The organism is Pseudalkalibacillus sp. NRS-1564 (assembly GCF_050467905.1).
In the GTDB taxonomy this organism is placed as follows: Bacteria; Bacillota; Bacilli; order Bacillales; family Guptibacillaceae; genus Guptibacillus; species Guptibacillus hwajinpoensis_B.
In genome coordinates, this window is record NZ_JBITPM010000031.1 from 47,370 (window position 1) to 61,348 (window position 13,979).

The following is a 13,979-nucleotide window of genomic DNA, read 5'->3' on the forward strand; positions in this document are numbered from 1 at the left end:
AGAACGACGATTATTTCCATATTAAAAAATCCTGCACAGTGGCAGGAGAGAAAAAAACATCGAACCGTATTGTACCTTATTGTCTATTCTTCATCAATTGTTTTTACGACATGCACGTTACCTTCTTCATAACCAAGCGTAACGATATGACCTTCTTCAACCGACTCCCAATCAGTTTTATCGGCTAAATAAGGAGTTTCGTTAACAATAAGATAATAATAAGGTTTTTCAACTGGCGTATTTGTCGCCTCTTCTGCATCTTCACTTGTTACATCTGCTTCATTTTCAGCATTGCTTTCATCTTTTTGATCCGTCGCATTCGTAAGTTTTGGTTCTTCATAGCGGATCATCTTTTTTTGAACCTCACCTGTTACATTTTCAAGCTGTTCATCCTGTCCATTTGCGAAAGCAGTGCTAACGGCAAGTACGAAACAGAGCAATAAAATAGACAGGAGAGTTCCTCTTAACAAGTTCATTCAGAGGCTCCTTTCAACATACTTTCGCTCTTAGTTTACCATAGATTTTTTGTTGAGTAGTGCGTTTTCTCATAATCGTCTTCATTCCTCCGCAAAAAACATTTCGATAAAATAACAATTCATTGACCGCACTTGGAGAGATCTTGACTGAAGCTTTCGTTTCCACAAACAAAAATATGTTAACTTTATATAAATAAAGGGTGTCGTTTAAATGTATATCAACTAATTAAATACTATATCCCATTAAAACCAATTAAATTTATTCACTTACTAACATTAATGTTAACTAAATATAAATTTATGTTGACACAATTTGATTTTTCTTTTACGATTCATTATAGTGATAACGAAAGTGAGGATCAGTCATGAGGAAAATGAAAACAATTGATTTAGTTTACGCAGGTATGTTCGCAGCATTAATGGCCGTTGGGGCAAATATTGCTCAATTCCTTGTTGTCGGTGGCGTGCCTATTACACTCCAAACTTTTTTCGCTATTTTAGCTGGCCTTTTACTCGGCAGTCGACTTGGCGCTATTTCATTGTCTGTTTACGCATTCGTTGGTCTTGCCGGTGCACCAGTGTTTGCACAGTTTACTGGTGGTCCTGCCGTCTTATTTAAACCAACATTTGGATTTATTCTATCTTATATTTTAGTTGCTTATGTTGCAGGGAAAATCGTAGAATCAAAATCTAAACCAACTATGAGAACATTCATGATCGCAAGCTTTACTGGATTTATTTTGAATTATGTTCTAGGTACAAACTATATGTACTACGCATACAAATTTTGGGCTGAAGCGCCTGAAGGATTTACTTATGGAATGGCATGGATGTGGATGGTTGCTCCATTGCCGAAAGACGTAATTTTATCAATTGTAGCTGCTCTCATCTCACCGCGCATCTACAGTGCTGTTACGAAAACAGCAAAGCGAGCGCAAGTAGCTTAACACTGCATTCCTCTATTCCCAATAGATGAATATAAATTTACCGCCGGTAGTTATACCGGCGGCTTTTTTTACGTGTGAGTATTATTCACTTGCAGTTTGCTTTGTCTTATTTGAATTTAAGAATAGAGAAACGATAAACATTAATGCAAGGAAAACAATGACGAGACCAAATCCACCTTTCTCTCCGAAAGCTTCTGAAACAATCCCAATGATGTATCCTGCGATACCACCACCAATACCAGATGCTACATAGATTAGACCTAGTGCAGTACCTGGATTTTTTGAAATTGTCGTTCCAAATGCCGTAGCGGTTGGAAATAATGTAGAGAAGAAAAGCCCAGCTCCAGCAAATAAATAAGGTACCTGGTTCGCAAAGAAGAAGCTGATTGCTACGATAATGACGGATCCTAATGAGAAAGAAATCATAATCAATCGCTCGTTGATTTTATTCGCAAGATAAGCCACTCCTAGGCGCCCAATCATAAAGAATACTGAGAAGAGTGATAGAATCGTTGCGACCATATCCGATTTTGCTTCGGTAGATATTCCTCCTAACTCAAGAGATTTTAAGTAAGGCGGGAAGAAATTAGTAAACGAAACTTCTGCAGATACTTCGAAAATTAAGAAGAACATTAAGAAAATCATTTGTGCATCTTTTAACATTGGTATAAATGCTTTTAAATTGATTTTTTCTGCTTTACCATCAGGGAATTTAACCGATGTGACATAAAAAATAACGAGAATATTTAAGATGGCAATAGCCAGATAGAAATATCGCCATGATGCAAATTGGAACATGTAGTTAAGGATTTGTGGAAAGACAATCATCCCAAGTCCATAGATCCCCATCGCTAAATTGAACATTTGATTTTGTTTCTCTGGATATGCAGCCGGTACAATCGCATTGGAAGCAACACCAAGTGCTCCAAGCCCGAACCCAATTAACATATAGAAACCTAAGAAGAATGTAATGTTCGGTGCAAATCCGGTACCTGCAAAACCAAGTCCCATGACAATCGTTGCAAAGATCACCATTATTCTTAACCCTTTTTTATCTGTTAAATAACCGAAAATCAAACTCGCGAGCGTAAAGCCTAGTTGGAATATCAAGACAACTAATCCGAATTGGCTCATATCAAGTCCAATATCCGTTTCAACTTTATCAAGTACAATCCCCTTTGTATTCGTCACCCCTCCAGAAACGAACTGGGTAAATAATAAAATAATTAACGCATGAATACTTTTCCCTTTTGACATTGATCTTACCTCCATAAATTAATCTATCACAGGGGATTCCACGGTGTATTTAACTTAAAACTTGCGATTATTTTCGGACTATTTTTCGGTAGCGTTACCATCTCCGTCACATCGAGTATTCTAGATAAGAAAAAAAGTTGCAGAGAGTATTAACTCTCTGCAACTTACTTCATCTGATAGACGAAATACGTAGCGACAAAATAGATCAAGACAATTAAAGTGGATGGCACCATATAAAAAAGCGTGCTACGTTTTTGTTTTCTTGTAATACTATATAAAATGACGAGCACCACCACAATTGATGATACAGTTGTCACAATATTAGACATGCTAGCATGCCTAAATAAGTTTGTTTTAAGATAAATAGCATCTGTAAACGAAAGTAGCATGATATTAAAGGCGTTACTTCCTAGAAGCGAGGTTATTCCCATACTGTAATTCTTAAGTTTCAACGCTGTTGCAACACTTACAGCATCAGGCAAAGAAGTACTCGCTCCTACAAGGAAAGATCCAACAAATGAAGCTCCTAATCCTGTGCTTTCCGCAATTCGATCGGCAGTTAATGTTAACACCGTTCCGACAATCATAATACCGACAGCGGATAAGATGAACATCGTTAGAACTTTTTGGTATGAAAACTCACCGTATTTTTCATTCTTTCGACTTCTTCGTTTCACTTTCTCTTCTGTTAATTTGTTAATCCATTTCACACCAGCAAAATACACAAGAACAAGAATGATCGAACTATATCCGATATGATAAATGCTCGCTGGTAGTGTTAAGGATAAACCTCCTACAACGATTAACGTCATCACGATAACAAGATAGATGTATAGCTTACTTCCTACATCTGTTTGTCCCATAATCTGTTCGCGACGGTAGACCATATCAAGAACGGCAAGGGCTAATAGATTAAATAAATTACTCCCAAGCAAATTCCCGATTGCAAGATCTGGACTATCAATAGCAATTGCGGTCACGCTTGATGTTAGTTCGGGCAATGATATAGCAGCACCAATGATAATTCCCATAAACGCTGAAGACGTTTTTGTTTTCTCACTAATGGCATCACCATACATAGCAAGTCGAGTAGCAACGAAATAGGTGGCAATCGCAGCTAGAATAAATAGTAGAATTGTAAATATTAAATTCATAGATGATCTCCTTAATACGTTCGATTTCCTTGATGACTATTTCCTTCCTAGGTTAATACTAAACCATAATGAAAAGAATGACTCGAAAATGTAATGTTCCATAATTGTAAATGATTCACAAGTAAGCTATTGTTAAATTAATTCAATCGAATACTTCTAGGGGTGCTGCGAAATCAGCTGAGAGGGACATTTGTCTCGACCCTCACTACCTGATCCGGATAATACTGGCGTAGGAAAGAAGTGTATGTAATTGTGACAGGTCTACTCTGTCTAGTATGCATCGCTTCTTTTATAGGAGCGATGCTTTTTTAAATTCAGGTCTATATGCATGGGTTTTGTTGGTTTTCCTTTTGTTTAAAGGTGAGAAATACCAACAATATAAGCTAAAAAGGATGTGGTGTGATGGTAAAGAAAGAAATCTTTAATCTAGTAGACGAGAGAAAACAAGAATTAATCAATCTTACAAATCAGTTAATCCAATACGCAACCCCAGCCCCACCAGCCAGAAATACCCAGGAAATTCAAGACTTCATTGCGTCCTACCTCACTGACATCGGGTTCAAGATTGACAAGTGGGATATGCATCCTGGTGATCCAATCATTGTAGGAATTCTTAATGAAGAAGTAACAGAATACCAAAGTTTGATTTTAAATGGACACGTTGATGTGGCAGAAGTGGGTGAAGATGAAAATTGGAGTTTTCCTCCTTTTGAACCCACAATATCAGATAATAAGGTATACGGCAGAGGTGCCGCAGATATGAAAGCAGGTATTGCAGCTAACTTATTCGCACTTAAACTATTAAAAGAAAACAATCTTCCTCTTAAGGGGAAAGTTCTTTTTCAATCGGTTACTGGAGAAGAAATTGGAGAAGCGGGTACATCACAGTGTTGCGAGCGGGGTTATACCGCTGATTTCGCCGTAGTAGCGGATACGAGTGATTTGAGAATAGAGGGACAAGGGGGCGTGGTCACTGGTTGGATCACAGTAAAAGATTCAAAGACACACCATGATGCACTGCGCCAAAATATGATTCATTCAGGTGGTGGGCTTCACGGGGCTAGTGCCATCGAAAAAATGATGAAAATTATCCAAGCATTACAGGATCTAGAGCGGCATTGGTCCATCGTAAAAAGCTACCCTGGTGTGAAACCAGGAATGACAACAATTAATCCGGCCGTTATCGAAGGTGGTCGGCATGCTGCATTCATTGCAGACGAATGCAAGTTATGGATTACCGTTCATTACTATCCAAATGAAACTTATCAAGACGTTATGGATGAAATTGAGGATCATATCAGATTAACTGCGAATGCAGATATCTGGCTTAGAGACCACCCACCGACGTTTCAGTGGGGTGGCACTTCTATGATGATCGACAAGGGAGAGATCTTCCCTTCTTTAGAAGTTGACCAACATCATCCCGCTGTCAAGTTGTTATCAGATTTGCATGAGCATATTCATTTTCGTCGACCTGAAATAGGTACTTCTCAAACTGTGACAGACGGCGGTTGGCTCGGTGATGCTGGAATACCAACCGTCATCTATGGTCCCGGAAAGCTAGCACAAGCTCACTCAACAAACGAATATGTATCTATCCATCAGCTAATCAATTATACACAATCGATGATGCACTTTATTCTTGATTGGGTAAATACAAAAAAGGGAGCGGATTAACATGAGCTTTAGTGAGCATTTACATGAAAAACTTCAACCTATCTGAAGAAGAACTCACCGATCTAGAAGTAATTTTACTAAACACAACAAGGTATGACTATATGTTTTGGAAAATGAGTTATTCCGAAGCAATGTGGAGATGAGTAAAGAAAAATTCCCCCACTTTTTAAGAGGGGGAATTTTAGTAAATGAATAGTGGTAAGATAGCAATCCAAAACCCTAGTAAAGACCTATGGTACCTGAATTAGTTCAAAGTGTTGCCACTCATACGGTAGTAATTGCTGGTAGCGTTTTTCTAAATAACGACTATCAATTAGTAATAAAAGACCTCGATCGGTTTCTGTTCGAATGAGTCGACCGCCTGCTTGTTGAACACGGTTCATGCCTGGATAAACGTAAGTATACTCAAAACCATTTCTTCCAGCTTGATCAAAGTAAGATTTCATTAGCTGCCGCTCGGTATCAAAATTAGGGAGCCCTACTCCAACGACCACCACTCCTGTAAGACGATTCCCTTTTAAGTCTATCCCTTCTGAGAAGATGCCACCTACAACAGCAAACCCAACTAAGCTACCCTTTCGATTAGATGTGAATTTTTTTAAAAACGACTCTCTTTCTTCTTCCGTCATCCCGCTTTGTTGAATGATCGTTTCCACTTCGTCTGGAGAAGTGAACGCCTCAAAAACTTGTTCCATATAGCCATATGATGGGAAAAAGAACAAGTAATTACCGGGTTTTTCATGAAGCACTTTTTGAAGAAGTGTAACCAGTCTTGGTAGTTTGCGCTCACGATCGCGGTACTTCGTCGAAAGTGGAGCAATATAAATATTCGCATGTTCACGTGGAAAAGGAGAAGGTATTTTCACAGCGTAATCTTCTTCTTTCCAACCTAGCATGTTTTGATAATATGAGAAAGGTGTAAAAGTAGCTGAGAAAAAAACATTCGATCGAAACCCTTTCCGCATCTTTTGAAGGAGATGTGAAGGATCGAAACAAAAGAGCTTGATTTTCACCTCGGACTTTCCTGCCTCTACATACGTCATATATCGCTGATCATAAAGTTTGGCAATCCGAATAAAGTTCTGTGCTAAAAAATACGTTTCAAGTAGAAGCTCATCGCTTCCTTCCTGAAGCAACTCGACTTCACTCACTTGCACAAACGTATCAAGCTGAACAATAAGCTCTTCATCAATTTCGGATAGAACTAGCGAACCATTCTGCGTCGATTTTCTGTACGTAATAAACGTGTTATTTATCGATGCTGCTGCGCTCGATACTTCGCTATTTTGTCTTTTGTAATTCCGCTTCAACTCAAGAAAAGGTGACTTCATTAATTCGGCAGAATACATTTCTCTCGCCCGATCAACGAGATTATGCGCCTCATCTATAAGAACCGTCGTTTGTTTCTTTTGCTCCTCAATAAGTCGCTTTAAAGAAACGCGAGGATCAAATAAGTAATTGTAATCGCATATAACCGCATCAGCCATGTAAGACAAATCTAGAGATAGCTCAAACGGGCATAGTCGGTGCTTATGAGCATATTTTTCAATAACCTCTCGAGTGATACGCGTCTCATGATGCAAAATATCAAGCATTCCATCATTAATTCGATCGTAATAGCCATTGGCATATTCACAATACTCTTTCTCGCAAATGGTTTTTTCCTTGAAGCAAATTTTATCTCTTGCGGTAATGGTCACTAATGAAGCATGTAGTCCTTTCGTTTCCATTAATTCAAAAGCTTCTTGAGCGGTTTCTCTCGTTATCGTTTTGGCTGTAAGATAGAAAATTTTATTACCATAGCCTTCTCCCATTGCTTTAACAACTGGAAATAGCGTACTAATCGTTTTTCCTATTCCTGTGGGCGCCGTAGCGAACAACGTCGCTTCATCTTGAACTGTTTTATAGACGCTTGCTGCTAACTTCCGCTGACCTTCTCGATAGGAATCAAAAGGAAAAGTGAGTGCTTTGCTGCTCTCATCACGCATGGTTAGATGCTTTTGCTTCCACCTGGCAAATGGAGCATACTGTTCGACAACCCATTTCATAAACTCATTTAACTCAGAGGCTGTTGTTTCCTGTTGATATCGTATAATCTCATTTGTTTCTGACTGGATATATGTTAACTGAATCGTGATTTTCTCTAAGTTGTATTCCTCAACAGCCATGTATCCATAACATTTCACTTGCGCCCAATAAACTGGGTGTGTCCCCTCATCCACTTCAGTAAGCGGGAGTGACGTGGATTTAATCTCATCGATAATAAATTGTTCATCGTTTTTAAGTAAGCCATCACATCGACCTTCAATATGAAAAGTCATCTCTTCATAAATCAAGTTTGTTTCAAACGGTACTTCTTTTTTGTCATGTTCTCCATAAGTCTTCTGAATCATCTGGTGCAATCGAGTTCCTTCCGTCATCGTTGTGGCTGTACGGAAACGAGCATCGATACTTCCCCTTCGAAACGCATACTCGACAAGAGGTCGAACGGACACATTAATCATTTCATTCATCTTATCACCTAATATTTTCGTTTATGCACATTCATTAATAGCCCATTCTTAATTCGTAAAGAAACAAGCGGCTCGGCTTCCACTCGTTGATCGCTCGAAGCCTGTTGAAGGTGAAACCTTTCTCCAATTGTAGCGAAAATGAGTTGAGCCTCATATGTTGCAAACTGACTACCAATACAGCTTCTCGGACCGCCGCCAAACGGGATGTATGTGAACGGAACTTGTTTTCTTTTCATTCGATCAATAGAGAACTGCTCGGGGTTTTCAAAAAAAGCAGGATTACGATGCATGATATAAGGACTGATTAAAAACGACGATCCAGATTTGAACGGATGGCCCATTATCTCAACAGGTTCTAACGCTTCTCTTAATAATACCCATGCTGCAGGATAAAGTCTTAAAGTTTCTTTAAAAAACTGGTCTGTTAATGGTCGATTCTTAAGGTCGTGATCGTTTATAGAGCGCCATTCAGTCACTAATTGTTTTTCTAATTCGGAATGTACAGAGAGTTCATACCACATCCATGACATGACATTGGCTGTTGTTTCATGTCCTGCGATTAACATCGTCAAAATCTGACTTCTTATTTCTTCTCTTGAAATCTGCGAGCCATCTGAATACGTGGTTTCTTGAAGGAGAGCTAATAAATGATCACCTTTTGGAGTCTGGACAATAAGTTGATCAGCCAATTCGTTTAATCGCTCTTTCCCAGCTTGGTAGCGTCTATTACGTTCTGAAGGAATAAACGATGGAATAGGAAAAGGTAAGAATAAATCCCCGGCTGATTTTTCAATAATATGGGTTACTGCTTTAACTAGCTTAGCACTTTCTGGTTTTGAGACATCTTGTCCAAACATTGTTTTCGTAATAATTCGTAATGTTAACTTCATCATCTCGGAGCTAATACAGATAACATCTCCGTCATTCCATTCTTTGATAAACTGATTTGTTTCACCTAGAATAATTTCTACATATTGCGCCATTTTCTCTTTATGAAAAGCAGGCATAATCAATCTTCGTTGGCGTTCATGAGTTTGCCCTTCAGAAGTAAGCAAGCCTCTTCCGATCGTTTGACTGAGTAATGAAGCGGAGTTTCCTTTATGAAAAGATGCTGCGTTTGTAACTAGTATTTGCTTAATCGCCTCTGGTTGATGAACAACAAAAGAGGAAGCTCCTAATTCTACAAAATCAGCTACTTCCCTCGTCTTCAATAAGAAATCTAATGGAGCTTTACGAAAATCAAGGTAATTTTTCAAACGAATGCCAGATAGCTTCTCAACAGTTCCCATCATATATCACCACTCACTGTTTTTCTTTATTATAGAAAGATCTTCATAAGACTTTCAATTTTCAACAGGTTAAACTAGATAAAAAACGCTCTATCTGATTAAACCAGATAGAGCGTTTTTTTACTTAATTCACATCAATTGCCCAATTTCCATCACGGAAAATCGCTTCTGTAGATCCATCTTCCTTCACACCATCAATATCGAGTTCTCCAGAACCCATCATAAAATCAACATGAGTTACGCTGTTATTTACCCCATTTTGATCTAATGCTTCATCGTCCATGTTAGCTCCACCTTTTACGCTGCTTGGATAAGCTTTACCCAGAGCAAGATGGCAGGAGGCATTCTCATCATACAGGGTATTAAAGAAAATAAGTCCTGATTGAGAGATAGGAGATTGATGTGGCACAATGGCGACTTCACCGAGTCGACGAGAGCCTTCATCCATGTTCAATAAATTCTCAAGGGTTTCATATCCTTCTTTTGCAGAGAAGTCTACCACTTTACCTTCTTTAAAAGTAAGTGAGAAATCATTGATTAAGTTACCACCATAGCTTAGTGGCTTTGTACTTGAAACGGTACCATTCACGCCATATTTGTGCGGTAATGTAAACACTTCTTCTGTTGGCATGTCGGCATTAAATTCGATGCCCTGCTCAGAAATAGATGAACCACCTTTCCAAATATGCCCTTCAGGCAATTCAATTTCAAGATCCGTCCCTGGAGCCTTATAGAGGAGCTTTTTATAATGTCTGTCATTCAATACTTTTCTTGCTTTTGCAAGAGTGGCATTATGTTCATTCCAGGCTGCTACTGGATTTTCTTGATCAACACGAGTAATTTTAAAGATTTGCTCCCAGAGCTTTTCAACAGCTTGTTCCTCTGATGAATCAGGGAAGATTTTTTTCGCCCATTCATCATTTGGAATAGCTACAATTGACCACGTAATTTTGTCATTCATCGTATATTTACGGAAGTTCTTCATCGCTTCTCCGCTCGCTTTATTCGAGGCTGAGATACGAGAAGATTCAATTCCTTTTAGTAGATCAGGGTTTGTAGAGCGGATTGATAGTATCGCTGCCCCTTCACTTGCGAAATGATCAAACATTTTCACACGCCATTCTGGTACGTTTTCAAGCACATCCTGGGCTGCGTTTTCATACCATAAACGGTCAAGATCATCATCGCTCCAATTGATATGTACAGTCTTAGCGCCTATTTCGTAGGCTTTTTTTACGACGATTCGTGCGAAATCAGCTCCTTCAATAGAAGCGTTTACAACTAGCATTTGATCATTTTGTAAATTAACTCCACGTTTAAGAGCAAGTTCTGCATACTTTTCTAACATGATTTTTTCTGGCAACATGCATTCCTCCTTAGTATCGAAACGACTACTAAAATTTTAACAAAAGAGAAGCTTTCTGTCCTCTTAATCGCAATGATTTGTTTAGACTAATAGAAAGAAGTGTGAAAAATGACAAAATCGAATGTAAGTACAAATAGTGAGTGTCCATGCGACAATACTATAACGGTATTTGGAACGGGGGAAGTGAGTGCAACTCCTAATATCGCCACTATCATTACAGGTGCTACCACAACTTCTAAGCAGGTTACGGAAGCTCAAGAAGAAAACGCAGAAATAATCGCTGCGATTGTATCGTCTTTGCGATCAATCGGAATACCGACAGAAAGCATTCAAACGTCTGATTACAGGATCGAAGAAAACGTCCGGTATGAAGACAACACTAAAATCTTTCTCGGATACAAAGTTACACACTTACTGACAGTTACAGTTGAGCCAGTGAAGAAAGCAGGAGCAGTCATTGACGTTGCGGTAGATTCTGGCGCTAATGTCGTCTCAGATATTCGTTTCGAAATAAAAGACCCAGATATTTACTATCAAAAAGCGTTAAGTGCCGCTATGGAAAAAGCCAATCAAAAAGCTCAAACAATCGCTCAGTCTCTCCACATCTCTCTACCACATACACCACACCGAATCATTGAAACCGGTTCTGCAGCGCCATCACCTCGCATGTTTAGCGAAATGCAAAGTACGCAAATACAACCTGGGCAGTTAACAATTGGTGCGCAGGTGACATTAATTTTTCTTCTTACCTCATAAAAAAAGGGCGTACCAACGCCCTATTTCGTCATAGCATGTTCAACTTTAATGCAGCGATCCATAATCATTTTCATATTATGCTTTTTCCCATATTCATAAGCTTCTTCATTCATTACGCCAAGCTGTGCCCAGAAAACGTCCGCACCAATTTCCACGGTTTCTTTCATAATATCAGGAAGAAATTCGCTTCTTCTAAATACATTCACGATGTCTACGTGACCTTTAATATCTTTCAATGAATCTACCGCTTTTATGCCGAGCGCTTCATCAATTGTCGGATTAACCGGGATGATTTCATAACCTGCATCCATCATAGCCTGCGAGATCATAAATGAAGTACGTCCTGGATTATTTGATAAACCAACGACGGCAATTCGCTTATTTGTTTTTAGAATCTTGCCGATTTCTTCTCGAGTCGGGTTTTCAATTGCCATGTAGTTCTCCCCTTTGCAATTTATGGTATATCTCTATTATAGAAGATGTATGAGCATAGAAAAACTATTTCGCTCAAAGCTCTTGTGAGAGCCGTCTCATCTCCATTATTACAAGCTCAGGGCAGTCATAAGGAATATTATGCCCCGATCCTTTTGCCTTTATGTATCGTAAACCAGTAGCGAGTTTCGCTTGTTCGAAATTCAGTTCCTTCCAAATTTGCTCCAAAGTGACAGCTTCATTTGCAGGAGTCCCTGCTTTTATCTGCTGTTTGGAAGCATGTTCTCCATCTCTTCCAATGACAGTAAGAGGAAGATTTGGGAAATTCGATTTCTCTAATTGATTGGCACTAGAAACCATGTTGCGAATCTCGCTTCCGACAGCACGATACAAATCAGGACATGTATTATAATCGAACAAACCGGTTTGAATATCATCCTCCCATCTACGGAATAGTTCCGGCAACTCTGGTTGAAGTTCTGCGATCAATTCTTCTTTCGTCATTTTTGCGTAATTGGTCTATTTCTTTTAACCTGCTCTAGATTTACATATTTTGTTTATTAATAGTCTCGCTTCTGTTTTATCTATTTGTTATAATTTTCTTAATTAACTGAAGGGAGATTTCAATATGTCAAAAATCCTACGATTAATCTCATCAAACGGGAGGGACGTATAACGAAAATCTAACTGTACCCCTCCTATCTTTCTATTGTCGGAACTTATATTGAAAGTTGGAGGAACATGTCATCTCATTCAACACGAAATCTTACCCTTTTATTCTGGGTGAACTTTTTTGGTACCATCAGTTTTTTGCAACCGGTTCTTACGCTTTTTTATGTAAAAAACGGCTTAAACGAAGCTGATATCCTCATCATCTTGATGTGCTGGAGCGGCGCTGTCTTCATCGGTGAAATCCCAACTGGAGTTTTCGCGGATGCATATGGAGCTAGAAATGCATTTCTAATAGGAGCCATCATCAAGATAAGCAGTATAGGTATTCTTTTAATGGCAGATAGCTTAACAATGTTTATGCTGTTTAGCATCTTAAATGGATTATCGGTCACCTTTTTTTCTGGTGCAGACGAAGCATTAATTTATGAGTCATTAAAGAAAGATAAAAACCATCACAAAATGGATGAAGTCATGGGGAAAATTCAATCAGCGGGATTTATAGCTATGATGATTGCTGTTCTAGTTGGATCATTTCTTGCTAAAGATTTACAGAGCGAACAATTTCAGCTACTTATTCTCTTCAGCCTCATTTCTTATATTATTGAATTCATTCTCTTGTTATTCATCCGTGAACCATCAGGCAAAGTAGAAGTTAAAGGGACATCTTTACAAAATGTAATTGAAGGGATTCAGGTGATTAAGAAAGCACCTCAACTGTTATTCCTGTTCCTCAACCTCACGCTCGTCTTTATTCCTACCGTTGCGGTGTTTCAAAAATTTGATCAGCCATTGATGATTAATGCTGGTCTGCCTGTCTACATCATTGGGCCTATTTATGCTGTTGGTGCATTACTTGCATTCTTTTCATCTAGAAGTATCAATATGCTTCATAGGAATTTCTCTTATAAGGTGCTTATGTACTTTTCTGGTTTTCTTTCAGCATGCGGGTTAGTCGTCGCTGCAATTTTTCAAAATCAGCTCTGGGTTATTTTGTTTGTAGTCTTGTTTCTAAGATGGGTAGGTGCCATTAGATACCCGATTTATTCCAAGTTGAGCAATGACCTCATCCCTTCTCACATAAGAGCAACTACGATCTCTTTGCTATCCATATTAGATTCTGTATTTGATTTAGTTGTCTTTACCTTATTAACTTTGTTTGCAACGAGCGGCATTCAGGGTATTCTCATCGGATCTGCTATTGTCGCACTGATAGGATCAACTCTTCCAATTCAAATCAACAAAAGGCGAGCAAAACTGGGATCCAGTCTAATGAATCGGTAAATAAATTTCCAGAATGATTTGCAATTTATAAGAGGCGGTGCTATTATATATTTAAACCATTTTTGTTTATTGCAATATAGAAGTGCAGACCTTTGCAACAGAAAAATGCAGAGTCCTGCACTTATTTTAATAAGGGCATAAAAAAAGACTTGCCAGTCA

The 13,979-nt window shown here is 38.7% G+C and carries 12 protein-coding genes, 1 pseudogene and 1 riboswitch; of the genes and pseudogenes, 5 read left to right on the forward strand and 8 right to left on the reverse strand.

Translation table 11 applies throughout. The features are described from left to right. Positions 1 to 83: 83 nt before the first annotated feature. On the reverse strand, positions 84 to 476 hold the full coding sequence (locus ACIFPW_RS14870; protein ID WP_430245416.1) for a hypothetical protein: 393 nt from the start codon (positions 474 to 476) through the stop codon (positions 84 to 86). A 365-nt stretch (positions 477 to 841) separates the two neighbouring features. Between ACIFPW_RS14870 and ACIFPW_RS14875 the strand changes: the two genes are divergently transcribed. Continuing rightward, positions 842 to 1,423 carry a biotin transporter BioY gene (locus ACIFPW_RS14875; RefSeq protein WP_430245417.1) on the forward strand — a complete coding sequence of 194 codons (582 nt, stop codon included), beginning with the start codon at positions 842 to 844 and terminating at the stop codon, positions 1,421 to 1,423. 81 nt (positions 1,424 to 1,504) lie between these two features. Here the strand turns inward: ACIFPW_RS14875 and ACIFPW_RS14880 are convergent, their stop codons facing one another. Together ACIFPW_RS14880 and ACIFPW_RS14885 are read right to left on the reverse strand one after the other, a co-directional pair. Next, on the reverse strand, positions 1,505 to 2,680 hold the full coding sequence (locus ACIFPW_RS14880; RefSeq protein WP_430245419.1) for an MFS transporter: 1,176 nt from the start codon (positions 2,678 to 2,680) through the stop codon (positions 1,505 to 1,507). 164 nt (positions 2,681 to 2,844) lie between these two features. Next, positions 2,845 to 3,834 carry a sodium:calcium antiporter gene (locus tag ACIFPW_RS14885; RefSeq protein ID WP_430245421.1) on the reverse strand — a complete coding sequence of 330 codons (990 nt, stop codon included), beginning with the start codon at positions 3,832 to 3,834 and terminating at the stop codon, positions 2,845 to 2,847. A gap of 148 nt (positions 3,835 to 3,982) precedes the next feature. Next, a riboswitch (TPP riboswitch) is annotated at positions 3,983 to 4,087 on the forward strand. 149 nt (positions 4,088 to 4,236) lie between these two features. Here ACIFPW_RS14885 and ACIFPW_RS14890 point away from each other — a divergent pair. Together ACIFPW_RS14890 and ACIFPW_RS14895 are read left to right on the forward strand one after the other, a co-directional pair. Then, positions 4,237 to 5,511 (forward strand): acetylornithine deacetylase, encoded by a 1,275-nt coding sequence (locus ACIFPW_RS14890; protein WP_430245423.1) that lies wholly within the window; start codon positions 4,237 to 4,239, stop codon positions 5,509 to 5,511. A 41-nt stretch (positions 5,512 to 5,552) separates the two neighbouring features. After that, positions 5,553 to 5,654, forward strand: a pseudogene (locus tag ACIFPW_RS14895) (thiaminase II); the annotation flags it as partial. Between the two features lie 87 nt (positions 5,655 to 5,741). Here the strand turns inward: ACIFPW_RS14895 and ACIFPW_RS14900 are convergent. From ACIFPW_RS14900 to ACIFPW_RS14910, 3 genes are all read right to left on the reverse strand, one after another. Continuing rightward, entirely contained in the window at positions 5,742 to 8,024 is a 2,283-nt protein-coding gene (locus tag ACIFPW_RS14900) for an ATP-dependent DNA helicase (protein ID WP_430245425.1), read from the reverse strand. An 8-nt stretch (positions 8,025 to 8,032) separates the two neighbouring features. After that, positions 8,033 to 9,313 carry a cytochrome P450 gene (locus tag ACIFPW_RS14905; protein ID WP_430245427.1) on the reverse strand — a complete coding sequence of 427 codons (1,281 nt, stop codon included), beginning with the start codon at positions 9,311 to 9,313 and terminating at the stop codon, positions 8,033 to 8,035. A gap of 124 nt (positions 9,314 to 9,437) precedes the next feature. After that, the gene (locus tag ACIFPW_RS14910; protein ID WP_430245435.1) at positions 9,438 to 10,661 is read right to left on the reverse strand and encodes an aminopeptidase; all 1,224 of its coding nucleotides are present in this window, start codon (positions 10,659 to 10,661) and stop codon (positions 9,438 to 9,440) included. A gap of 126 nt (positions 10,662 to 10,787) precedes the next feature. On the opposite strand from ACIFPW_RS14910, the gene ACIFPW_RS14915 reads away from it, so the two are divergent. After that, positions 10,788 to 11,435 (forward strand): SIMPL domain-containing protein, encoded by a 648-nt coding sequence (locus ACIFPW_RS14915; protein ID WP_430245429.1) that lies wholly within the window; start codon positions 10,788 to 10,790, stop codon positions 11,433 to 11,435. A gap of 20 nt (positions 11,436 to 11,455) precedes the next feature. On the opposite strand, the gene ACIFPW_RS14920 is transcribed toward ACIFPW_RS14915, so the two are convergent. Then, the gene (locus ACIFPW_RS14920) at positions 11,456 to 11,869 is read right to left on the reverse strand and encodes a CoA-binding protein (RefSeq protein WP_194221780.1); all 414 of its coding nucleotides are present in this window, start codon (positions 11,867 to 11,869) and stop codon (positions 11,456 to 11,458) included. A 73-nt stretch (positions 11,870 to 11,942) separates the two neighbouring features. Beyond that, positions 11,943 to 12,356 (reverse strand): hypothetical protein, encoded by a 414-nt coding sequence (locus ACIFPW_RS14925; RefSeq protein WP_430245430.1) that lies wholly within the window; start codon positions 12,354 to 12,356, stop codon positions 11,943 to 11,945. 252 nt (positions 12,357 to 12,608) lie between these two features. On the opposite strand from ACIFPW_RS14925, the gene ACIFPW_RS14930 reads away from it, so the two are divergent. After that, complete coding sequence (locus ACIFPW_RS14930; protein ID WP_430245431.1) at positions 12,609 to 13,820, forward strand: MFS transporter; 1,212 nt, start codon at positions 12,609 to 12,611, stop codon at positions 13,818 to 13,820. Positions 13,821 to 13,979: the final 159 nt, after the last annotated feature.

Coding starts and splice junctions, on each gene's coding strand:
- ACIFPW_RS14870 (WP_430245416.1), bottom strand. CDS start 476: ATGAACTTGTTAAGAGGAACTCTCCTGTCTATTTTATTGCTCTGTTTC.
- ACIFPW_RS14875 (WP_430245417.1), top strand. CDS start 842: ATGAGGAAAATGAAAACAATTGATTTAGTTTACGCAGGTATGTTCGCA.
- ACIFPW_RS14880 (WP_430245419.1), bottom strand. CDS start 2,680: ATGTCAAAAGGGAAAAGTATTCATGCGTTAATTATTTTATTATTTACC.
- ACIFPW_RS14885 (WP_430245421.1), bottom strand. CDS start 3,834: ATGAATTTAATATTTACAATTCTACTATTTATTCTAGCTGCGATTGCC.
- ACIFPW_RS14890 (WP_430245423.1), top strand. CDS start 4,237: ATGGTAAAGAAAGAAATCTTTAATCTAGTAGACGAGAGAAAACAAGAA.
- ACIFPW_RS14900 (WP_430245425.1), bottom strand. CDS start 8,024: ATGAATGAAATGATTAATGTGTCCGTTCGACCTCTTGTCGAGTATGCG.
- ACIFPW_RS14905 (WP_430245427.1), bottom strand. CDS start 9,313: ATGGGAACTGTTGAGAAGCTATCTGGCATTCGTTTGAAAAATTACCTT.
- ACIFPW_RS14910 (WP_430245435.1), bottom strand. CDS start 10,661: ATGTTAGAAAAGTATGCAGAACTTGCTCTTAAACGTGGAGTTAATTTA.
- ACIFPW_RS14915 (WP_430245429.1), top strand. CDS start 10,788: ATGACAAAATCGAATGTAAGTACAAATAGTGAGTGTCCATGCGACAAT.
- ACIFPW_RS14920 (WP_194221780.1), bottom strand. CDS start 11,869: ATGGCAATTGAAAACCCGACTCGAGAAGAAATCGGCAAGATTCTAAAA.
- ACIFPW_RS14930 (WP_430245431.1), top strand. CDS start 12,609: ATGTCATCTCATTCAACACGAAATCTTACCCTTTTATTCTGGGTGAAC.